This is a genomic window from Limosilactobacillus agrestimuris, assembly GCF_943193105.1.
GTDB classification, from domain to species: domain Bacteria; phylum Bacillota; class Bacilli; order Lactobacillales; family Lactobacillaceae; genus Limosilactobacillus; species Limosilactobacillus agrestimuris.
Genome location: NZ_CALPCW010000001.1, coordinates 332,293 through 354,803, shown reverse-complemented (window position 1 = coordinate 354,803; position 22,511 = coordinate 332,293). Strand labels below are relative to the sequence as shown.

The window sequence follows — 22,511 nt, the reverse complement described above, 5'->3', positions numbered from 1 at the left end:
AACCAGTTTATCTTCGGGGAATAAACGAATATATGACTAAGCAAAACGCCGTCGATCTAGTCACCAGTAAATTCACTGATTTTAAGGCAGTTTACCAAACATACCAAGGAATTACTCAAGCCATTCATGAACGTGATCCTGAACTGCTTAAAGCAGTTCTTCAGGACTATCGGACTACTAATACTGAAATGGATACGACAATTAATACCCTAAAGAAGAATCGACAAGCAGTTATTAATAGCACTAAGTATGAATTCTCGAATGGTCCACTAGAAGGAATTAATCGCAAAATTAAAACACTCAAACGAACCTGTTATGGCTTTGCCAATCAAAAATTTTTCTTTTTAAGAATTGATTGTCTTTTTGCATAAAAAATACCACCCACATTTATGTGAGTGGCATCGATATCCATCAATACCAGTTGACAGATACCCAACTCATCAACCACTGCAATCAATAAAGAATAATATTAGTTCAGAACAATTATTGAATGATTTGCATTATCAACAATCAAAACAAGTCATTCAAGTTCTACTCAACAAGGGTCTAATCTCAACCACTGAATTTAAGGAAATTGATGACTTAAATAAACAATCATTTCCGCCCTTATTAGGACCAGGAAGTGTTGATACATCAAGGTTCTAAAGCTAACATACCACACTGACGAAAGGAGGTTTGCCATGTCAACCATTACCAAAATTCAAGGTTACCAACATGATGTCAAGCAACTCCGTGTGGCAGCCTACTGTCGAGTTTCAACCGATAATTTTGAACAACTAGAAAGTCTTGAAAATCAACGTGCCCATTATCAAAAGTACATTAACGACCACCCTAATTGGGAGCTGGCTAAGATCTACTATGATGAAGGAATCTCAGGCACCAAGATGACCAAGCGGAACGCCTTAAAAGAATTACTAACTGATTGTCATAATCACCGGATTGACCTCGTGGTGACCAAATCAATTAGCCGTTTGTCACGAAATACAACTGATTGTTTGCAGATTGTCCGGGAATTACAGCAATTGAATATTCCAATTATCTTTGAGAAAGAGCATATCAATACTGGAGCAATAGCCAGTGAGTTATTTCTATCGATTCTTAGCAGTATTGCCCAGGATGAATCCCACTCAACTGCCGGAAATCTACGCTGGGCAATCAGGGAACGTTTTGCTAGTGGCAAATTCCATGTATCCTCAGCACCCTATGGATATTCAATTGAGGATGGCAACTTAGTTATCAACCATACTGAAGCAAAGACTGTACGACAAATCTTTCAACGATTTCTAAGTGGAACATCAGCCAGTCAAATTGCTAAAGAATTAAATCAAAAGCAGGTATCAACAAAACGTGGTGGCCAATGGCGTAGTAACACTGTAATTAATATCTTGCGAAACAGTAATTACACCGGTGATATGCTCTGCCAGAAAACCTACCGTGACGATCAATATCATCGTCATTTTAACCAAGGTGAACTCGCTCAATATCTAATTGAAGATCATCACCCTAGTTTGATTAACCATGAAAACTTTAACAGAGTGCAAGTTCTACTTAAAGAAGCCGTCAAAAAACGCCATATCGAAACTGGCAGCCATAAGCATCAACAGCACTACCTATTTTCTGGCAAAATCATCTGTGGTCAATGTGGGACGATTTTCAAACGACAAACGCGGCCACATAAAATCTACTGGGCCTGCCAGCAACATTTAAGATCTGCTCAGCAATGTCCAACTAAGGCAGTGTCTGAAGCCAGTCTGAAAGCTTCCTTCTGCAATATGATAAATAAGCTAGTTTACAGTAAGAAGTTCTTACTTCAGCCATTGTTAGAAGGCCTGAAAGAAGAAGCTAATGTCAACAGCGATGGTCAACTGATTTCTTTAACTAAGCAAATCAAAGCAAATGACCACAAAGCTGAAACGCTCACCGAATTGATACATGCCGGTTTATTAGATAAAGCGATCTACGTCAACCAAACCGCTAGACTCGAGCAAGATACTTACCAATGTCAGGAAAAGATTAAACAGCTTAATGGCCAAAATACTGATTCAGCAAATGACTTTGAGGATGTTCGTACCTTATTACGTTGGTGCCATCAAGGGAAACAGCTTACTGAGTTTGATGAAGGTGTATTTCAAGAATTTGTTCAACAGATTGTGGTTAACAGTTCAAACAAAGCAACGTTCATCTTGAAATGTGGATTAAAGCTACCTGAAAAGCTAAACAAAAATGCCACTATCGATGGACACTTTTATCGTGACATCATCAAACAACGTTACAACGATCCAATCAAACAAACAGAATATTTGTACAGTATTATCGAAAGTGAAGGTGATTTAATTGGGTAAAGTGAGAATCATTCCCGCTCATCAGCAAAAAGGGCAATAGTGTTCAACCGCAACAAAGCAGGCAACCATTTGAACAACTCCGCGTGGCTGCCTACTGTCGAGTTTCAACGGATTACGATGAACAAGCCAGTTCTTATGAAACTCAAGTGGTCCACTACAAAGAATTAATTCAAAAAGAGCCAACCTGGGAGTTTGCAGGCATCTACGCCGATGATGGGATTTCAGGGACTAACACTAAGAAGCGGGAACAATTTAATCAGATGATTGCAGCCTGCAAAGCCGGTAAGATTGACTTGATTGTTACTAAATCAATTAGTCGGTTTGCCCGAAATACTATCGATTGCCTGAAGTATATCCGGGACTTAAAAGCTATCAACGTGGCAATCTTCTTTGAAAAGGAGAACATTAACACCATGGACGCTAAAGGTGAAGTGCTGATTACCATCATGGCTTCCCTCGCCCAGCAAGAAAGTGAGTCCCTATCGCAAAACGTTAAAATGGGAATTCAGTACCGCTACCAACAAGGTAAGGTCTTCGTCAATCACAACCACTTTCTCGGTTATACCAAGGATGCTCAGGGTAATCTGGTAATTGAACCGGCAGAAGCTAAAGTCATCAAACGGATCTTCTATAGCTATCTAAACGGGATGAGTATGAAACAAATCGCGGATTTACTCAAAGCTGATGGTATTTTAACCGGTGGTAAAATAAAGAACTGGCAATCCAGCGGTGTTTCAAGAATCCTAAAGAATGAGAAGTACATGGGTGATGCTCTATTAAAAAAGACTTACACTGTTGATTTTCTAAACAAGAAACGCGTAAAGAATAATGGGATTATGCCCCAATACTATGTGGAAAACGACCATCCAGCGATTATTCCCAAGCCGGTATTCATGCAAGTCCAGCAGCTCATCAAACAACGGCAAAACGGGATCACTACTAAGAATGGTAAGCACCGTCAACTTAACGGCAAATATTGTTTCTCTCAAAGAGTATTCTGTGGAAAATGCGGCGATATTTTTCAACGGAATATGTGGTATTGGCCAGAAAAGGTAGCAGTCTGGCGCTGTGCTAGCCGAATAAAGCGAAGTAAATCTGGACGGCGATGCATGATTAGAAATGTCAAAGAGCCCCTTCTCAAAGAAGCAACTGTACAAACTTTTAATCAGCTCATTGAAGGACATAAGTTAGCTGACAAGCAGATCAAGGCTAACATCATGAAGGTCATCAAAAACTCTAAAGGTCCAACCCTTGATCAACTCGATAAGCAACTGGAAGAAGTGCAAATACAGCTCATCCAGGCTGCCAACCAACATCAAAATTGCGATGCCCTGACCCAACAAATTATGGACCTGCGGAAACAAAAAGAAAAAGTACAGAGTCGTGAAACTGACAAGCAAACAAAACTACACAGCATTGATGAAATCAATAAGCTGGTCGAATTTCACAAATATGGTTTAGTAGACTTTGATGAACAACTAGTCCGTCGCTTAGTAGAAAAAATCACCATCTTCCAACGCTACATGGAGTTCACGTTCAAAGATGGTGAAGTTATTAGAGTTAATATGTGAAAATAATCTGGTAATACAGCACTCAGCTATTTGGATTGGGTGTTATTTTAAACATTCTGATCTTTATTAAACCTAATTTACAGTAAGTTCGTATTACTAATAGTAATGAGTAGTTAAAACATTCTTAAATTTATTAAGTATCTTTGGTTTATCAATGGTTATCCCTAATTTTTGTAAAACAAACATAAACCAATAACAGCCCCGATGAAAAGAACTAATTTTAATATTCAAGTACTGGGGTTCTTACTTCATAGCAGGCAGTCAAAATTCATTAAACCAGCGTCGCACCCAGTGAATTCTTAAAATGGTCAAGCGCCCACTCCTGACCATGCTTGGTAAAGGTGGCGACCCCCTTAACCGGAATCGTAATCTGGTAGTTCAAATTATAGGCGGCAATTGCGGTGTGCAGGACACAGATATCGGTGCAAACACCTGCAATCCACAAGTTATCAATTTTTCGTTCCCGCAGGTAGTTATCAAGATTAGTATTTTGAAATGATGAATAGCGATTCTTATTAAACTGGTAAACCCGGTCACTGGCCTGATGTTGTTCAAACCAGTCATTAACCTTGCCGTATAGCTGTTGACCAGGCGTACCGACCACGTTATGTGGCGGGAAGAGTTTAGCTTCTGGACTAAACCGGTCCCCACAATGGGCATCAGTCGGGAAAATTACGTAGTCGCCATTTTGGTAAAAACGGTTGGCCAGCTGAACCAAATAATCTTCTAATTCCTGCGCTGGCTTGCCACAAGTAAGCGCACCATTGTCAGCGACAAAATCGTTTGTATAATCAATAATTAATAATGCTTTAGTCATTGCTAACTCCTTATTTTTGTGCTTCATCAACCAGCTTTTGTTGCAAGTCAGCTAACCGCTTGGTTAAATAAACCGGGAAGCGGTCCGGATTAAGCAACCGCTTAGTAGCCGCCGGCAGCTGTGCTAATTCGGTCTGCGCAAAATGCTGGATGGCAAAAGTGTCGGTTTCAATTGGCGCCGCTTTTTCCAGTGTCAAAACTTGCTTAAGCAGTGGCTTAGCAATGAAGTCGGTTAGAATCACTTTATTCCGGGTGACGTGAACGTCAGCATTGATTGCCGCAATTTCGGTTCCAATCTGCTCGTCAGCCAGGGCAATTACATCGGCAACAGCGTGTTGGGGATCATGCTTATCGTAGAGCCGGTAAACCTGCTTATTCCCAGGGAGCGTAATCTTTTCGCGACTATTACTAATCTTGATCTTTGGCACCCATTTGCCATCATTTTCTAGTGCCGACATTTTATAAACACCGCTTAATACTGGACTGGATGAACTGGTAATTAGCCGCTCACCGATCCCAAAGTTATCCAGTGGTGCCCTTTCATCAAGCAATGACTTAACAATGTGGGCATCAAGGGCGTTTGAAGCAGTAATCTTAGCGTTGGTAAAACCAGCCTCGTCCATCATCTTCCGGGCCTTGGTTGCCAACTGGGTAATATCACCAGAATCGATGCGGATACCAACCGGTTCGTGGCCAGCTGCCCGCAATTCCTTAAAGACTTTAATTGCGTTCGGTACTCCAGAGTTAACCACATCGTAGGTATCAACTAACAGGGCAGCATTGTCAGGGTAAATTTTTGCCCAGGCACGAAAGGCCGTTAATTCATCAGGAAAGCTTTCAATCCAGGCGTGGGCCATCGTCCCCACCGCCGGAAGGTTAAACAGCTTGGCAGCTAGCACATTGGAGGTACTACTGCACCCACCAATAATGGCAGCCCGCGCACCATATATTGCGGCATCAGGCCCCTGCGCCCGTCGTGCACCAAATTCCATTACTGGGCGTCCGCCAGTAACGCTGGTGATCTGCCATGCCTTCGTTGCAATCAATGATTGGTGGTTAATGATGTTTAAGATCAGGGTTTCGAGAAGTTGGACATCAATTAGTGGGCCACTAATACTAAGGATTGGTTCCTGTGGGAAGACTGGCGTGCCTTCTGGGATTGCCTTAATTGAGCAGCGGTTGTGAGCTGCCGTCAGGTAAAAGAGAAAGTCGTCACTAAAGTGGTTAAGGGACCGCAGATAAGCAATGTCATCAGTTGAAAAGTGCCAGTTCTTAACTTCATCAATTACTTGCATCAATCCAGCACTAATCACAAAACTGCCATCATCGGGCGCCTTACGGTAAAAGACGTCGAAGCGCGCCTGCTTATCGTGGGGAAGTGTTTGATAATAACCGTTGGCCATTGAAAACTCATACATGTCGGTTAATAATTCATGCTTCATTATTAAATAACTCCTAACAAATTTAGGTAAAAAATACTTTAACTACCGCAAACAAAATAAAAGTATATTGAACTTTTATTATCACTGATTGTAGCACTTTTATTTTTAGACGCAAGGTAGTATCAGTTTAAATAACTTTGGTGGCCGGCCTGACCGCTTTGTTGCGGCGGTACCAACTTCCTTAAACAGTTTTTGGTGGGTCTTTTTAAAATTAGAATTATCAATTTGATCGACCGTTGTTTGGCGGAAAGTAGCATAAACTTCGCGGGCTTGCCGAAGGGTAAAAGTCGGTCCTAAGATCTGTAAAATGGTTGGCTGGTAGTCCAGTTTATTTTTAATTCGTACAATGGCCGTATTAATAATTTGGTGGTGGTCAAATGCTAGCGCCGACCCTGCAGCCAAACTCAAAACTAAGTCACCATTTTGCAAGATAAACTTTCCGTGGTCAAAGTTAAGACTAAACCACCCGACTTCGGTTGCTCCGTACCCGGCCCTCAGTTGCGGCATTGTCGGTAAGAAAGTCATGTAGGCAATCGCCAAGGCACGCTCACCGCTTACCCGGTCGGGATCGGTGAAGGTTGCCAACTGTTCGGTAGCACTCTTTGATAGACGAACACCAATTTTATCCTTAATCAGGCGGATACAGGCAGCGTCAGCACTTTCGTCCCGCCGCAATAGGGTTTCTGGTAAAGCCCAGTGGCCCTCAAATGGCGGATAAGCCCGTTTGACCAGCAGGACTTGTGGTAAATGGGTCAGGGAATTAAAACTCCAAATCATATTTGCAATCGTAATTAGCGGACGCGCAACAACTTTGTCAGCCATCTCTTTCACCTCATAAAATATTATAGCGCAATCAAGAATCACAATAATAAAAAAAGCCAAGGTGGCTTAGTCTAGTTCTCCAAATTCTCTTCATCCTTACCCATTGACAAAGAGCCCAAATTTTCGATATTTTAACCGAATTAGCATAAATTCAATATTATTTTCGTTAACTCAATCTTTAGTACCAAACTGACCGATTCATACATACCACAAACGCTACCATATCAACGCTCACCTCTACTTCCACTACCCTAATCGACACGACCTGCCAAACTGGACCTTCGTCTACTCGACTATCGAAATAGGACATAGAACACTCGACCCGCCAGCTTCAAATAGAAAAAGTGTACTAATTCCAATCATTCTGAAAGAAAAAAGTACACTTTTAATCATCCGTAAATGCCGCCATGACGCGGTTTGTGAGCTATTTTTCTGTGCATTCAAGGACCGTAACACTCTCAACATGTGTCGTCTGTGGGAACTGATCCACTGGCTGAATTGGCTTAACGACATGGTAACCTTGTTCACCAAATCGCTGAATATCACGGACTAAGGTAGCCGGGTTACAACTAACATAGATAACCTTCTTTGGTGCCATTTTACCGGCTGCTTCAATTAATGATTCAGCAAGACCCTTCCGTGGTGGATCAACGATAACAACATCTGGCTTTAGTCCTTCTGCCTGCCACTTAGCAAATTGCTCTTCTGCCTTGCCAACAACAAACTTAGCATTCTTGATACCATTGCGCTTAGCATTATGCTTAGCGTCATCAATTGCGGCTGGAACGATTTCAACTCCATAAACCTGCTTAGCGTGCTTAGCCACGGCGAGTGAAATTGTCCCGATTCCACAGTAAGCATCAATGACAGTTTGACTACCATCTAAGCCAGCATTGTCGATTGTCGTTTGGTACAGACGCTCTGTTTGTTGTGGGTTAACTTGATAGAAGGATAATGGCGAAATCGCAAAGTCAATGCCAAGAAGCTGATCATGGATTTCATCGGCCCCCCACAAGGTCTTGTTCTTCTCACCAAGGAGACGGTTGGTCTTCTTATCGTTAATGTTTTGCACGATGCTCTTTACTTCGGGAACACCAGCAACGATTCCTTCAACAATCTGTTTTTCCATCGGCAGACGTTTGGTATTAGTTACTAAAACGACCATCACTTTATGACTGTAGTAACCCCGACGGACCATCACCGTCCGGATAACACCCTTTCCGGTTCGTTCATCATATGGTTGAACGTGGTATTTCCGTAACAAGTCCCGAACAACTACAATTGCTTGGTCAATCTTCGGATCTTGAATATAGAAATCTTCAATTGGTACGAGATTATGACTTCCCCGCTTGTAAAAGCCGGTCTCTAACTTGCCATGAATCATTTTTACCGGCACCTGAGCTTTGTTCCGGTAGTGGTATGGCTGATCCATCCCCATCGTTGGCAATACCTTAATATCATCCAAGTGAGCTTTTTCAAGTAATTCCGCAATTTGGTGTTGTTTGAACTTTAATTGAGCATCATATTTCAAGTGACCAAGCGGAGCAATTCCCGTTTGAATGTACTTCTTATCCTTAACATCAACCCGATCCGGACTCTTTGTTTGCCAATCCATCACCCGACCCCAGGCAAAATGACTAGCAACCTTCGTAATCCGCACCGTAATCTCTTCACCAGGCAAGGCGTTCGGAACAAATACCGGGAAATCATCAATTTTAACGACCCCGTTGCCCTCATAAGTCAAATCAACTACCTTAGCAGGGTATTCTTCATTTTTATGTACTGGAATGTTTAATTTCAAGGTTATTCCTCCATATATTTCACGTTACAAACTTTCACTATTATAGCAAAAGAAACGGCTAACTTCCCATTTTAAGGATGCTAGCCGTCTAATTATTTAATTTTGCTCTTTTTCTTGATCCTGAATGTCATCGACACTCTTCACGAAGTCTTTCTCAACCCGTTTAAAATCATCGGAAACTGTGATTGCATCATCCGGAATCTCATCCAAGTTAGCAACAACTTCGATATGTTGTTTTAAATCATGGAATTCCATTGGTGCATCGCCACCGTATTCCCCATCAAGGTTAACCATCAAGCGGTCATCCTTGTTTAGCGGAATTACTTCAATATCAGTTGCCTTGGCATAGATAATCCGTGGATCGTCCAAATGCTTTCCTTGCAATGCTTTGGCCATCAAACTCAGCATATCAATCATGTTACTCTTCTTCACAATGATCATGGTAAACTTTCCATCATCAAGAGAAGCATCGGGAACAATTTGTTCAAAACCACCAACTGAATTTGTCAAAGCAATCATAAACATCGTTGCGTTTCCCCGGTATTCCTGATCGTCATACTTAATTTGCATTTCAATTGGCTTAATCCGCGGAATTAATTCGGCACCCTTAGCAAAGTAAGCAGCGTAACCAAAGAGTGACTTCATTTGGGACGGAACTTCATAGGTTAATTCCGTCATCGTTCCCCCAGCAGCAATATTCATGAAGTAATTCTTGCCGGCCTTACCAATATCAATCTTGAATTTCTTGTTCTTCTTCAAAATTAACTTAGCTGCCGCAATCGGATCATCACGGGGGATCCGTAATGCCCGCGCATAATCATTGGTCGTTCCGGCAGGGATAATCGCTAAGGTTGGACGGTGTTCGAGCCCAGCAATTCCGTTAATTACTTCGTTGAGAGTTCCATCACCACCAGCAGCGACAATCAAGTCGAAGCCTTCCTTAGCTGCCCGGGTTGCTTCGTTTTTAGCTGAGTCCGGCGCAGGTGTAGTTGCGAAAGCACTGGTTTCATAACCTGCTTTTTCATAGATTGAAAGAATATCCACAAGATCACTGCGGAATGTTTCCCGACCAGATGTAGGATTATAAATTATCCGAGCACGTTTTCGCACGCTCATCCCTCCAAACTACTTAGCGTTCAATGACTTCATCAACAACTTCGTAACAACTTGTGGATTGGCCTTACCACGAGTTTGCTTCATGATTTGTCCCATCAAGTAACCAACAGCCCGATCCTTACCATTCTTAAAGTCTTCGATTGACTGTTCGTTGTTTGCCAGAACATCATCAACGATTGGTTGCAATTGAGCAGGATCAGATAATTGAACCAAGCCATGTTCCTTAGCGTAAGCTTGTGGTTCCTCACCATTAAGGATTCCCTTGAAGACCTTCTTAGCCATCTTGGATGAAATGGTACCATCTTCAATCAACTTAACCATTCCGGCAAGGTTAGCTGGAGTCAACTTGGTATCTGGTAAGTCAACCTGCTTATCATTCAAGTAAGAGTTAACATCGTTCATCAAGTAGTTAGCAACCCGCTTTGGATCGCCACCGTCCCTAACGGCTTCTTCAAAGAAGTCAGACATTTCCTTAGTCTGGGTCAAAACCATGGCATCGTAATCTGTCAAGCCAAGATCGTTAACGTAGTGCGCACGACGTTCACCTGGCATTTCAGGCATCTCAGAATTAATTTCATCAATCCATGCTTGATCAACATTTAAATCAGGAATATCTGGTTCTGGGAAGTAACGGTAATCATCGGAACCTTCCTTAGTCCGCATTGAGATTGTTTCACCAGTTGCTTCATCGTAACGCCGTGTTTCTTGGGCAATGTGACCACCTGAAAGAAGGACGTTTTGATGCCGCTTTTGTTCGAATTCCAATGCTTTCCGTACGTAGTTGAAGGAGTTGATGTTCTTCATTTCAGTCTTGGTACCAAACTTATCAGAACCAACAGGACGGATGGAAATATTGGTATCAACACGCATAGAACCTTCTTCCATCTTCACGTCAGAAATTCCAGTAAATTGGATCCGTTGACGGAGAGCTTCCAAGTAAGCAACCGCTTCTTCAGGAGAAGCAATATCAGGCTTAGAAACAATTTCAATTAAAGGTGTTCCTTGACGGTTCAAGTCAACATATGAGTACTTACTGGTGTGGGTGTTCTTACCAGCATCTTCTTCAATGTGCATTTCCTTGATCCCGATCTTTTTCTTCTTCCCATCAACTTCAATTTCAATCCAACCATCATGAGCAATTGGGGTTTCGGATTGAGTAATTTGGTAAGCCTTTGGGTTATCTGGGTAGAAGTAGTTCTTCCGGTCAAAGTGCATGTGACGGGCAATTTGAGCGTGAAGTGCTAATCCAGCCATGATTCCATCACGGACAACACCCTTGTTCAAAGTTGGCAGAACACCAGGGTATCCCCAATCGATCACATTAGTATTTCTGTTAGGTTGGTCACCGTATTCTACTGGTGATGGACTGTAAATTTTAGAATTTGTCTTCAATTCGACGTGGACTTCTAGCCCAATCGTTGTTTCAAAGTTCATCTTAGTTTTGACCTCCTAACTTAGGTGTCTTCTTGTGGACATCAGTTGTTTGTTCAAAGACATAAGCAGTGTTGTAAACCGTTTGTTCATCAAATGGCTTTCCGATGATCTGTAATCCAACAGGCATACCGTTCTTAGAAGAGAAGCCGGCTGGGACAGACATTGCAGGAAGACCAGCCATGTTTACAGGAACGGTTAAAACATCATTCATGTACATGGTTTGCGGATCATCAATCTCGGCACCAATCTTAAATGCAGTTGAAGCACCAGTAGCACCAAGGATAACATCATGATCCTTAAAAACGTTTTCAAAGTCTTGGGCAATTAAGCGACGAACCTTAGCAGCCTTGTTGAAGTAAGCATCGTAGAACCCTGCTGAAAGGGAGAAGGTTCCTAACATGATCCGACGCTTAACTTCTTCACCAAAACCTTCAGTCCGTGAACGAACGTAGACGTCTTCAATATTCTTAACATCCTTAGCACGGAAGCCATAGCGAATTCCATCATACCGTTGAAGGTTTGAGGAAGCTTCAGATGAGGCTAAAATGTAGTATGCAGGCACACCATACTTAGTGTGTGGTAATGAAACTTCGTCAATAATTGCACCAAGTGATTCAAGATGATCAAGGACATTCTTGATTACTTCATGAACATCATCATTAATTCCTTCGAAGTATTCCTTAGGAACAGCAATCCGCAAGCCCTTAACATTAGTGTCGTCATTCAATTGAGCAGCCCAGTTAGGAACTTCCTTCATTGATGAAGTCATATCATGTTCATCATTACCACTAATCATTTGGGTCAACAATGCATTATCCTTAACGGTCCGAGTAAGCCAACCAACTTGGTCAAAGCTTGAACCAAAGGCAATAATTCCCCAACGAGATACACGACCATACGTTGGCTTCATGCCGACAATTCCGTTAAATGATGCTGGCATCCGAATTGAACCACCAGTATCAGTACCAAGAGCACCAAGGACATCTCCAGCTGCAACTGCTGCAGCAGAACCACCTGAAGAACCACCAGGAACTCGGGTAAGGTCCCAAGGATTATGTGTTGTGAAGAATGCAGAGTTTTCGGTTGATGAACCCATTGCAAATTCATCCAGGTTAGTCTTCCCAACATTAATAAAACCGTTATTATTTAACTTTTCCACAACCGTTGCATCATAAACGGGGTTGAAGTTTTCCAACATCTTTGAAGCTGCAGTGGTCTTCAAGCCCTTAGTTAAGATGTTATCCTTAACTGCCAATGGAATCCCAGCAGTTAGTTGGTCATCGTTAATTCCTTGTTGATCAATCTCAGCAGCCTTCTTCATTGCTGCATCTTCATTTAAGGTGATGAAGGCCTTTACTTGGTCTTCATTTTCCTTGATGTGATCAAAGGTTTCCTTCGTTAATTCAGTTGCACTGATCTTCTTATTCTTTAAATCATCGTGTAACTGGCTTAAATCGGTTTGATAGAAATCCATTATTCGCCGTCCTCACTTTCATCGATGATTGCAGGAACCTTAATGTACCCATCATCAGTATCAGGAGCGTTATTAAGCAGTGCATCCGTCTCTTCTTTTGAACTCTTAACTGCCTTATCCTCACGCATAACGTTTTCCCGATCTGAAGCTGAAGTCATTGGTTCAACACCATCAGTATCAACATTAGTGAGGTCTTCAAACATATCAATAATGCTTCCTAATTGAGTGGTAAACTTGGTAAGTTCTTCATCTTTGAATTCTAACTTAGCAAGTTCAGCAACGTGTTCTACTTGTTGCTCAGTGATCTTACTGGCCATTCTCTCTACCTCTTTTCCAGTAATTATGGCTTAAATATAGTACATACAATTTATAATTTTAGCACAGAATACTAGTGGTTTTCACTATTCGTTCCTAAATATTGAATGAAAAGAAAGTGTCTCATAATCTCCGAAGAAATAAAACTTCAGGTTATGAAACACTTTCTTTTATTATGCAGGTATAAAATACTCGCCAGGAACTTGCTAGAGCTAAAGTCCTAGGCAATCTAGCTAAGATCTGCTCGCCGTGACCGCACACTTTCTAATATTACATAGTTGAGATCTGTTCGCCCTAAACTTCCTCAAGCTAACGACCTCCACCTCCGACGACAAATTCGTCGTTCAGTGGAGAAATCGTTAGCCACCGGAAGTTTTTAACGGGCTCGCATTCTATTTTAATACGAATCAAAGACGTGGGTTTGGAATTTATCAGAGCCGGAATTACGGTAGACAACAGCCTGCATTTCGGAACTAGATTGAATCTTGATATCAATCGGAATCCCACTTGGAAGGTACTTTCTTGCAGCGCGGGCAATATATTGAGTAAAACTGGTGATTTCAGTTTGACTATAGAACTGCGTAGTAATCGTAATATGCAAACCAGTTAATGAATCACCATTGTACTGTGCCTGAGCTGTTACACCACTAAGGTTCGGGAAGAAACTCTGAACTTGGCTCTTGAAGTTTGAGAAACTATCATTATCAGCCTGATCAGACTTTGTTTCCTGATCAGTGCCATTAGCCTTTGGTAATACTGCAGTCCGGTAATCCAGCTTATGCCAACTGCTAATCTTATTACCATTATTCTTGCTGTAAGCAAAGAAGCTTCCACCAACAAGACTATCATCGGGTGCCTGCTTATACAAAGCAATCACAATTGGAACATTCCGTAATGCTTTCTTTTTCCGCAACCGAGTTAAGACCTTCTGGGCAGCAATCTCACCTTGGCGCTTAACTTCCTCGTCACTGATCTTCTTGGTGAAGTTTGGTCCATCAGTCTTCTTTTGGTAATTATATTCGGAATTAATTCCAATCCCGATAGTAACACCATGAAGTTTCATTGAATTACCGCTCTCTTGCATGTAATCCTGTTCTTCAATTTGTTGGATATATTCGGGATTAGGATCACTCTTCTTTCCCTGAGCAGGGTTAAGCCCTTCTGGATTGCTCTTACTCTTCCGACCTAGCCAATTTTCAATTGTACTAGTATCAAGATACTGGCCTTCTTGGAAAATGTAGTTTTTCGTTGAGAAAACCCGCTTTGAAACTTGGGTTAACCCACTTTCAAAGCTTTTAAGGTTGTAAGGGTTACTGTTTTGGGTAACATTAACTCCTCGTGCCTTACTGGTTTTATAATGGCCGCCCTTAATGACTCCCTGATAAGTCCCACTCAAAGAACCAGTGGTACTGTAGTTTTTTGATGATTTATGACCGAAACCGCATGAAGCCAAAACTAGCGTTGACATCAAGAGGGCAACCCCAACGGTTACTTTTTTTAGTTTACTCTTCAACGTTTATTGTTCCTCCTTCATTGCCTGACTAAAGCGTTGTTCATCCCAGACATCAACACCTAAGTCTTGAGCCTTGGTAAGTTTACTTCCTGCTTTTTCACCAGCAATGACAATATCTGTCTTTTTAGAAACGCTCCCTGTGACCTTAGCTCCGTGTGCCTCAAGCCATTTCTTAGCTTCTCCACGAGTCATCTCTACTAACTTTCCAGTTAAGACAACTCGCTTACCGTTCCATTCACTTGATTCATCAACTGAAGTAGTTGAACCAAGATATTCAAAGTTAAGTCCTGATTGACGAAGCTCTTCGATTAACGATCGAACCTGTTCATTAGCAAAATAAGTTTCAACGCTTTCACCAATTGTGGGGCCGATCCCATCAACTGCTGAAACTTCCTCTGCACTTGCAGCCATCAATCGATCCAAATTACCAAATTGGGCCATAATTAGCCGGGCAGCTTTAGCGCCAACATGGCGAATACCAAGACCAAATAAAAGACGTTCGACAGAATTATTACGACTATTATTGATCGAAGTCAATAGGTTTGTCGCTGATTTTTCGCCAAATTTATCTAAAGTTAATAATTGGTCTTCAGTTAATGCGTAAAGTCCAGCAACATCATGGATTAACTTTTTATCCCATAATTGCTCAATAATCTTCGGGCCTAATCCTCCAATATCCATCGCATTTCGTGATGCAAAGTGAGCTAACCCTTCTTTAATTTGTGCTGGGCACATTGGATTAATACAACGAAGTGCCACCTCATCATCAAGATGAACAAGCTCTGAACCACATGCTGGACACTTTGTCGGAATTTGATACGGTTTACTATCTGCTGGTCGCTTCTTCAAATCTACCTTAGAGATTTCTGGAATGATATCACCAGCTTTATGAAGGTATACCGTATCACCTAACCGAACGTCTTTTTCATTCAAATAATCTGGATTATGAAGGGAAGCCCGACTCACTGTTGTTCCAGCCAGTTGAACTGGATCCATCACTGCTGTTGGCGTAACGTTTCCGGTCCGGCCAATTGTCCATTCAATATCCCGAACAACCGTTGCCTGCTCTTCTGGTGGGAACTTATAGGCAATCTCCCAACGAGGAACCTTAACAGTGTTACCAAGTGCCTCTTCAGTTTCAAGGTCGTTAACCTTTTCAACAATTCCATCAATTCCATAAGCTAGCTGATCGCGCTTAGCTGTATATTCTTTAATGTAATTCTCAATTTCTTGCCGGTTATGAACAACTCGATTATTTGGATTAACCTTAAAGCCAAGTTCACGCATTTTATCTAACGCTTCAGCTTGAGTTGTAACACCAATTTTTTGGTATTCCGGAACATAGTACATAAATGTATCCAAATCACGCTTAGCCGTTACCTTTGGATCTAACTGCCGCAAACTACCAGCTGCCGCATTCCGGGGATTAGCAAAGACTGGTTGTCCATCGGCTTCCCGTTGAGCATTCAATTTGGCGAACGATTCTTTAGGCATGTAACATTCTCCCCGAAATTCAACGGAAAGTGGCTCGGGTAATTCTTGAGGAACGGACTTAATCGTCTTAACGTTCTCGGTAACGTCCTCACCGATATTCCCATTTCCCCGGGTAGAGCCCTGAACTAGCTTTCCGTTCTCATAAACGAGGGATAATGAAAGACCATCAATTTTTAGTTCCAGGTTATATTCTGGTTCAACGTCAACATCACGGTTTTCCTGTTGCCGTTGGTTAAAGTCCATCAATTCCTCAATGGAGAAAACATCCCCCATTGATAACATCGGAATTTCGTGACGAACCTTTGTTAATTGGCTTTCTGCCTCACCACCGACCCGTTGTGTTGGCGAATCAGGTGTTTGAAGCTCAGGAAAATGTTGTTCAATCTGCACAAGTCGTTGATATTGCCGATCATAAACGTAATCTTCAACCGTTGGATTATCTTGTTCGTAATATTCCTTTCCCCATTGAGTAATCTGATCACGTAATGGGCCAATTTCTTTTTTGGCTTGGTCCAACGTTAATTGTTCCACTGGGGTTAATTGATTATCCATTTTATTGGCCTCACTTTAATTAGTCAGTAACCTTCTTAATTGGTGCGAAACTAGCTAAAAGACGCTTAACTCCCTGTTGTGGAAAGGCAATATCCAATTCCTTGTCATTACCAGTTCCACTAACTTTTACAACAGTTCCTTCTCCCCACTTCTTATGGGTTACCTTGTCACCGGTCTTCCATGAAACCTGGTCAGCACCTGTTCCAGTATTAGTTACTGGTTTAACTCTCTTCCCGGCACTCCGGTATTGACGACGTTGCTTTTGCTCACGATAAGTAGTGGCAGTTGCAGCCTCACCACCAAATGGTAGTTTTTGTCCACCAAGAGTATTGCTAGTCCGGTCATTTTCAAATTCAAGCAAGTCAGGATTAATTTCTTCCACAAACCGCGATGGTTGGTTCCGTTGAATTCGGCCATACAGTAACCGAGAGAAAGCATTTGTTAAGTACAGCTTCTTCTTTGCCCGGGTAATCCCAACATATGCTAAGCGTCGTTCTTCTTCCAGTTCATCATCTTCCATGATTGCTCGAGAAAGAGGGAAGATCCCTTCTTCCATCCCTACCAGGAAGACAACTGGGAATTCAAGCCCTTTAGCCGCATGAAGCGTCATCAAGGTTACCGCTGGCGCCTGCTCATCAACATCATCCTGATCAGAAACTAAGGCTAAATCAGCAAGGAAGTTAGTAATCTTTTGGATATTATCACTATCGTCATCCTTGTGCTGTTCATCATATTCCTGGGTAACTGATTTAAATTCATCAAGGTTTTCCCGACGTGCTTGAGATTCAAGACTCTTATCATGTTCAAGAGCCTTATTGTAACCACTCTTATCCAAGATCTCCTCAGTTAAGTCAGTTATGTTTAAGAATTCGGCTTGCTTTCTTAAATTCCGCATTAATTGGCCAAATTCATCAATTTTTACCCGCGTCCGTGTTGAGATATTGTTTGCAACATCAACATTTTCTGCTGCTTCGAGAAGTGACCAGTTATTATCATTAGCAAAATCTCGTAAACGATCAACACTTGTCATCCCGATGCCCCGTTTAGGAGTATTGACAACCCGTTCGAAACTCATTGAGTCCTGAGGGTTAACGATTAACGTCAAGTAGGCAAGAATATCCCGAATTTCCTTCCGGTCATAGAATTTATGTCCACCAACCATGGTATAAGGAACACTACTCTTGAGGAAGGTTTCTTCGATCATCCGTGATTGTGCATTTGTCCGGTAAAGGATCGCAAAATCATTGTACTTATAATTATTCTTTTCCCGTTCTTCTTTAATCTTTGAAACGATAAATTGGGCTTCATCGTGCTCATTCTGTGCCCGATAGTAAGAAATCTTATCTCCCTTACCATTTTCCGTCCATAACTTCTTCTTTTTCCGGTAAACGTTGTTATCGATCACTTCATTAGCCGCATCCAAAATCGTTTGGGTTGACCGATAATTTTGTTCCAACATTACTGTATGAGCTTGTGGATAATCATGCTCAAAATTCAAAATATTATTCATGTTGGCACCACGCCAGCCATAAATACTCTGGTCAGCATCCCCAACAACACAGAGGTTTTTGTAACCCTGAGCTAGCATGTTAACCAACTTATACTGAGCATCATTGGTATCCTGGTACTCATCGACATGGATGTAGTGGAACTTATCCTGGTAAAATTCAAGCGTTTCTTGATCCTTTTCAAAGAGTTCAATCGTCTTCATAATCAGATCATCAAAATCAAGAGACTGGTTAGCCTCTAATTCACGCTGGTAAAGCTTGTATGCACGAGCAACCATATTTTCAAACATGCTGTTAGCTTCTTTTGAATAATCATCAGGTGTTTGCAGAGCGTTCTTGGCGTTGGAGATTGCGCCCAAAATACTGCGGGGATCGTATTTCTTGGTATCGATATTTAATTCCGCACAAATCCGCTTCATCAATGTCCGCTGTTCACTAGTATCGGCGATTGTGAAAGCACGGTTGTAACCTAATTTTTCAATATCACGACGTAAAATCCGCACACACAAGGCGTGAAAAGTAGAAACCCAAATATCACGAGCACTTTCGCCCAGAAGGTTTCCAACACGTTCTTGCATTTCTCGTGCGGCCTTATTTGTAAAGGTGATCGCTAAAATATTCCATGGGAGAACACCTTTTTCTTCGATTAGGTATGCAATCCGATGAGTTAACACTCGCGTCTTACCCGAACCAGCTCCGGCCATTACTAAGAGTGGACCTTCCGTTGTTAGGACTGCTTCGGTTTGCTTATCATTCATGCCGTCTAAAAGTGCTTGACTATTCACGCCTTTTTCCATCCTCTCTAAATTTCAATCGGCTCATATTATACCAAATTTTCACCGTCTTTTGGTCCTTTAACGAACATATGTTGCAAAATAAAAAAACTGAACCGAAGACTTTTCAGTGAGCAGTCTTAGCTCAGTTTTAGCAAATTATTCTTCTTGATCTTCGTCAGTCGGCTTAGGTGCTTCCTCAGAATCAGAGGTTGGTAATGGTTTATTCCAAACTTCTGTATCATCAACCTGATTCCGTAGTGCTTCCAGATCAGCATCCCCGGTAACCCAAACAAAACCAAGGATCCCTGCCGGATCATCAGTATTTGAATTATTAAAGAAACGAAACTTCCAGTTGTTTTTCAATAACCATTGTCGCTTGATCGCAACCGCCTGATAGTTACGAATAATCATCAATAAGGCAGTCTGTAATTGGCGAATAATGTGAAGTGGCATCCCAACACTTGTCCGTAATTGTTGTTCATATTGATCTACGTTAGTTGTGTTATCGTAAACATTCGCAATTGACGTTAAACCCAGCTCAATATTCTTTACATAAAGCGTACCAGTTGAGGTTACATAAAAGTTCACGGAAAGAACACCGGTATATTGGAGAGAATCAGCAACACTCTTAATGATCCGTTGCATTTCTTCTAACATATCGTCGTCTACCTTTGCAGGAGAAGCAACTGAGATTAGCTTCCGATCTTCGGTATACTCTAGCTGAGCTAACGGAAAGATCTCAACATCATCCTTCGTACATGCCGCTGTCAATGTATATTCAGATGTATGATCAATCCATGATTCGAGGAGGTATGTTCCAGTATCGATAAAGTCTGCAGCCCGTGTTATATCTGATTGTCGCTTGATCATCATCGATTGTTCACCAATTCCCCGTTGAATTGGCTTCAAAAGAGCAGGGTAACCAATTGAATCAATTGATTGATAAACATCGTCCAAGCCAACAACAGTAACGTAGGGAGCAATGTTGATATTGATTTGATCCAAAAATGCTCTTTCCATCAATCGATCCTGAACAATCTCTAGACCGTTAATACCTTGAGGGATCGCAGCATACTGTCCGAGAAAACGAATTACCATTGAATCGATATTTGGTGTTTGATAAATAATTGCATCACAAGCTTCACCAAACTCAGTTAACTTTTGCTTATCATTGTAAGCACCATCAATAGTGAAATCAGCCATTTTAGTAATATCTGGTTGAGAATGATCGACATAAACACCAACATTAAAGCCAGCTTTTTTGGCAGCGGCAATCATTGCTACCCCGTTCCGGTTAATACCAATAATCCCTAAAGTACTGCCAGGAAAAATTGTACTACTCATTTGATTCCCCTCTCCACATTATAATTAATCTTCCATAAAGGTTACTTTACCATCTGCTAATGACTTAATCCGTGCCAATGATTCAACACGAATACCACGATCTTTTAACTCTTGGGCCCCCGGTTGGAAACTCTTTTCAATCACAATTCCAGCACCAGCAACATCGACACCTGCTTGATCAGCAATCTCTAACATTCCTTCAACTGCTTGACCATTAGCTAAGAAATCATCAATCATTAGGATCTTATCGTTTGGGTCAACATACTTTTTAGAAATAGAAATTCGATTAGTTGTTTTTTTAGTGTATGAATATACATCAGCAGTATACATGTTCTGATTAAGGGTTAAACTCTTATGCTTTCGTGCAAAAATTACTGGAATCTTAAGTGCTAGACCAGTCATTACTGCTGGGGCAATTCCAGAAGACTCAACCGTCCAAATTTTAGTAATACCCTCATCAGCAAATAACTGAGCAAACTCTTGTCCTACCTTAAACATCAATTCTGGATCAACTTGATGATTAAGAAAGGCATCAACCTTTAAAACATTACCGGGAAGGACCGTTCCGTATTTTTTAATCTTTTCTTGCAATTCCTTCATAATGTAACCCCCTCTTGATTACTTATCATAATTATATAACTTATATGTTTGAATGACTGAAATAAGCTTTCGTGCGTAATTTGGATCAGTGGCATAACCAGATTGTTGTAATCCTTTTGCAGCTTCCTCATAATTGGTAGCTTTAACAACCCGATCATAATTTTGCTGATTCATATCCGTTCCCTGAAGCATTAGCCGGGTATGATCCTTAATTGAATCATCCCAACTATTATAAACACGGAACCGATCCTTAATAACAATCCATTTACCGCCAACATATTCTTTAGTCGTCATGACTTTTGAATTAGCACCGGTCCCTTTAATTCCAAAAAGATTATGGTACTCGGTAGACAACTTACTTGTCCCCCAATTGGATTCAAGGATCGCCTGGGCAATTGTAATAGATGCATACACATGATAAGTATTCTGCATTGCTTGAGCCTCTGGAGCAACTTGTTTAATAAATAACTCCTTTGCCTCACGATCACGTTTCAAGGCAGCTTGTTCAATCCGTTGTTGGTTCCAAATTCGGTAAAAATGATGACCAACGTAAACACCTAAAAATAAAATAATAATGACTAATAACCAAACGAAAATATTCCCCTGCGATTTTTTCTTTCTCGTTTTTTTCCGGCGCCGTTTTGCCAAAATCATGCCTCCCTTATTTCCTACTAACTATTGATTGTAGCAAAATAAGCTTTGTTTGGGAGAATATTTTATCATTTTAAATTTAAAATACAAAAGGAATTGGAATAATCCAACCCCCTTAGTGAATTTTATTCAACTATTTTAGTGGAACTGCATCCCACCATCAACAATGATTGTTTGACCAGTGATGTAGTTTGAATCAGGTCCAGCTAAGAAGCCAACCGCATTAGCAACATCCTCTGGTTCAGAGAGGCGTTTCAACGCAATATTCTTAGCAAATGTTTGCATTCCCCATTCATCGCTCTTACCGGCATTCTTTCCTACTTGGTGGGCAATGTCAAACATCATTGGTGTCTTAACAATACCAGGAGCATAAGCATTAACTGTGATTCCTTCGTCAGCTAAGTCACGGGCTGCAACTTGCGTAATCCCACGAATAGCAAACTTAGTACCAGAATAAAGGGCAAGGTTTGGATTACCAACAACCCCAGCTTGTGAAGTAGCGTTAATAATCTTTCCACCATGACCTAACTTCTTAAATGCTTTATGAGCAGCTTGGATTCCCCAAAGAACACCACCAACATTTACACCATAAACCTTTTCAAATTGTTCTGGAGTAATGGTGTCGATTGGTGTAGTTGGGCCAAGGCCAGCATTGTTGACAATAACATTTAAGTCGCCAAAATGATCAACAGTCTTTTCAACTGCAGCAAATACAACGTCACGGTCAGAAACATCAGCAACAAGTGGCAATGCTTCGCCACCCTTTTCTTCAAGTTCCTTAGCTGTTTGCTGTAACTTATCTTCTTCCAAAGCAACTAGAGCAACAGAAAAGCCATCGTTAACTAAGCGTTCTGCAATTGCCTTGCCGATTCCTTGACTACCACCTGTAACTAAAGCAACTCTTTTTGCCATAATTCATGCCTCCTACAATTAGCGTAAG

Annotated in this window: 18 protein-coding genes and 1 pseudogene; 4 read left to right on the top strand and 15 right to left on the bottom strand. The window is 41.4% G+C overall.

Annotated elements, in window-relative coordinates:
• The 4 genes and pseudogenes from NFR46_RS01705 to NFR46_RS01695 form a co-directional block, all read left to right on the top strand.
• A partial coding sequence (locus tag NFR46_RS01705) for a transposase (RefSeq protein ID WP_251574172.1) occupies nucleotides 1-371 on the top strand: 371 nt, incomplete at its 5' end.
• A complete protein-coding gene (locus NFR46_RS09425) occupies nucleotides 352-645 on the top strand; it encodes an SHOCT domain-containing protein (RefSeq protein WP_420908568.1) in 294 nt (97 codons plus the stop codon). The genes NFR46_RS01705 and NFR46_RS09425, both read left to right, overlap by 20 nt.
• Before the next feature lie 35 nt (nucleotides 646-680).
• Nucleotides 681-2,342: a recombinase family protein gene (locus NFR46_RS01700; RefSeq protein WP_251574170.1), complete on the top strand. Its 1,662-nt coding sequence runs from the start codon at nucleotides 681-683 to the stop codon at nucleotides 2,340-2,342.
• Nucleotides 2,335-3,913, top strand: a pseudogene (locus NFR46_RS01695) (recombinase family protein). Before NFR46_RS01700 ends, NFR46_RS01695 begins: the two are co-directional and overlap by 8 nt.
• 271 nt (nucleotides 3,914-4,184) lie before the next feature.
• On the opposite strand, the gene NFR46_RS01690 reads toward NFR46_RS01695, so the two are convergent.
• The 15 genes from NFR46_RS01690 to NFR46_RS01620 all read right to left on the bottom strand — a co-directional run bounded on the left by NFR46_RS01690 (nucleotide 4,185) and on the right by NFR46_RS01620 (nucleotide 22,483).
• On the bottom strand, nucleotides 4,185-4,730 hold the full coding sequence (locus NFR46_RS01690; RefSeq protein WP_035457848.1) for a cysteine hydrolase family protein: 546 nt from the start codon (nucleotides 4,728-4,730) through the stop codon (nucleotides 4,185-4,187).
• Between the two features lie 10 nt (nucleotides 4,731-4,740).
• The gene (locus NFR46_RS01685) at nucleotides 4,741-6,171 is read right to left on the bottom strand and encodes a nicotinate phosphoribosyltransferase (RefSeq protein WP_251574167.1); all 1,431 of its coding nucleotides are present in this window, start codon (nucleotides 6,169-6,171) and stop codon (nucleotides 4,741-4,743) included.
• A 105-nt stretch (nucleotides 6,172-6,276) separates the two neighbouring features.
• Nucleotides 6,277-6,993 carry an NUDIX hydrolase gene (locus NFR46_RS01680; protein ID WP_162216371.1) on the bottom strand — a complete coding sequence of 239 codons (717 nt, stop codon included), beginning with the start codon at nucleotides 6,991-6,993 and terminating at the stop codon, nucleotides 6,277-6,279.
• Between the two features lie 424 nt (nucleotides 6,994-7,417).
• Entirely contained in the window at nucleotides 7,418-8,794 is a 1,377-nt protein-coding gene (gene rlmD, locus NFR46_RS01675; RefSeq protein WP_251574165.1) for a 23S rRNA (uracil(1939)-C(5))-methyltransferase RlmD, read from the bottom strand.
• A 96-nt stretch (nucleotides 8,795-8,890) separates the two neighbouring features.
• A complete protein-coding gene (locus NFR46_RS01670; protein WP_251574164.1) occupies nucleotides 8,891-9,910 on the bottom strand; it encodes a diacylglycerol kinase in 1,020 nt (339 codons plus the stop codon).
• Nucleotides 9,911-9,919: 9 nt separating this feature from the next.
• The gene (gene gatB, locus NFR46_RS01665; RefSeq protein WP_251574163.1) at nucleotides 9,920-11,344 is read right to left on the bottom strand and encodes an Asp-tRNA(Asn)/Glu-tRNA(Gln) amidotransferase subunit GatB; all 1,425 of its coding nucleotides are present in this window, start codon (nucleotides 11,342-11,344) and stop codon (nucleotides 9,920-9,922) included.
• A gap of 1 nt (nucleotide 11,345) precedes the next feature.
• Complete coding sequence (gatA, locus tag NFR46_RS01660) at nucleotides 11,346-12,818, bottom strand: Asp-tRNA(Asn)/Glu-tRNA(Gln) amidotransferase subunit GatA (RefSeq protein WP_251574162.1); 1,473 nt, start codon at nucleotides 12,816-12,818, stop codon at nucleotides 11,346-11,348.
• Complete coding sequence (gene gatC, locus NFR46_RS01655) at nucleotides 12,818-13,135, bottom strand: Asp-tRNA(Asn)/Glu-tRNA(Gln) amidotransferase subunit GatC (protein ID WP_191683808.1); 318 nt, start codon at nucleotides 13,133-13,135, stop codon at nucleotides 12,818-12,820. Before gatC ends, gatA begins: the two co-directional genes overlap by 1 nt.
• Nucleotides 13,136-13,530: 395 nt before the next feature.
• Nucleotides 13,531-14,646: a CamS family sex pheromone protein gene (locus NFR46_RS01650; RefSeq protein ID WP_251574161.1), complete on the bottom strand. Its 1,116-nt coding sequence runs from the start codon at nucleotides 14,644-14,646 to the stop codon at nucleotides 13,531-13,533.
• Between the two features lie 3 nt (nucleotides 14,647-14,649).
• Nucleotides 14,650-16,692, bottom strand: a complete 2,043-nt coding sequence (gene ligA, locus NFR46_RS01645; RefSeq protein ID WP_251574160.1) for an NAD-dependent DNA ligase LigA — start codon at nucleotides 16,690-16,692, stop codon at nucleotides 14,650-14,652.
• A 19-nt stretch (nucleotides 16,693-16,711) separates the two neighbouring features.
• A complete protein-coding gene (gene pcrA / locus NFR46_RS01640) occupies nucleotides 16,712-18,997 on the bottom strand; it encodes a DNA helicase PcrA (RefSeq protein WP_251574158.1) in 2,286 nt (761 codons plus the stop codon).
• Between the two features lie 135 nt (nucleotides 18,998-19,132).
• Complete coding sequence (locus tag NFR46_RS01635) at nucleotides 19,133-20,320, bottom strand: ATP-grasp domain-containing protein (protein ID WP_251574156.1); 1,188 nt, start codon at nucleotides 20,318-20,320, stop codon at nucleotides 19,133-19,135.
• 24 nt (nucleotides 20,321-20,344) lie between these two features.
• Nucleotides 20,345-20,920 (bottom strand): xanthine phosphoribosyltransferase, encoded by a 576-nt coding sequence (locus NFR46_RS01630; protein WP_251574154.1) that lies wholly within the window; start codon nucleotides 20,918-20,920, stop codon nucleotides 20,345-20,347.
• A gap of 18 nt (nucleotides 20,921-20,938) precedes the next feature.
• Nucleotides 20,939-21,568 (bottom strand): glycoside hydrolase family 73 protein, encoded by a 630-nt coding sequence (locus NFR46_RS01625; RefSeq protein ID WP_251574152.1) that lies wholly within the window; start codon nucleotides 21,566-21,568, stop codon nucleotides 20,939-20,941.
• Between the two features lie 141 nt (nucleotides 21,569-21,709).
• On the bottom strand, nucleotides 21,710-22,483 hold the full coding sequence (locus tag NFR46_RS01620; RefSeq protein WP_251574151.1) for a (S)-acetoin forming diacetyl reductase: 774 nt from the start codon (nucleotides 22,481-22,483) through the stop codon (nucleotides 21,710-21,712).
• Between the last annotated feature and the right edge of the window lie 28 nt (nucleotides 22,484-22,511).

Bases quoted from the DNA above. Each gene is read 5' to 3' on its own strand.
- NFR46_RS01700 (WP_251574170.1), top strand. From the start codon at position 681: ATGTCAACCATTACCAAAATTCAAGGTTACCAACATGATGTCAAGCAA.
- NFR46_RS01690 (WP_035457848.1), bottom strand. From the start codon at position 4,730: ATGACTAAAGCATTATTAATTATTGATTATACAAACGATTTTGTCGCT.
- NFR46_RS01685 (WP_251574167.1), bottom strand. From the start codon at position 6,171: ATGAAGCATGAATTATTAACCGACATGTATGAGTTTTCAATGGCCAAC.
- NFR46_RS01680 (WP_162216371.1), bottom strand. From the start codon at position 6,993: ATGGCTGACAAAGTTGTTGCGCGTCCGCTAATTACGATTGCAAATATG.
- NFR46_RS01670 (WP_251574164.1), bottom strand. From the start codon at position 9,910: ATGAGCGTGCGAAAACGTGCTCGGATAATTTATAATCCTACATCTGGT.
- gatB (WP_251574163.1), bottom strand. From the start codon at position 11,344: ATGAACTTTGAAACAACGATTGGGCTAGAAGTCCACGTCGAATTGAAG.
- gatA (WP_251574162.1), bottom strand. From the start codon at position 12,818: ATGGATTTCTATCAAACCGATTTAAGCCAGTTACACGATGATTTAAAG.
- gatC (WP_191683808.1), bottom strand. From the start codon at position 13,135: ATGGCCAGTAAGATCACTGAGCAACAAGTAGAACACGTTGCTGAACTT.
- ligA (WP_251574160.1), bottom strand. From the start codon at position 16,692: ATGGATAATCAATTAACCCCAGTGGAACAATTAACGTTGGACCAAGCC.
- pcrA (WP_251574158.1), bottom strand. From the start codon at position 18,997: ATGGAAAAAGGCGTGAATAGTCAAGCACTTTTAGACGGCATGAATGAT.
- NFR46_RS01635 (WP_251574156.1), bottom strand. From the start codon at position 20,320: ATGAGTAGTACAATTTTTCCTGGCAGTACTTTAGGGATTATTGGTATT.
- NFR46_RS01630 (WP_251574154.1), bottom strand. From the start codon at position 20,920: ATGAAGGAATTGCAAGAAAAGATTAAAAAATACGGAACGGTCCTTCCC.
- NFR46_RS01620 (WP_251574151.1), bottom strand. From the start codon at position 22,483: ATGGCAAAAAGAGTTGCTTTAGTTACAGGTGGTAGTCAAGGAATCGGC.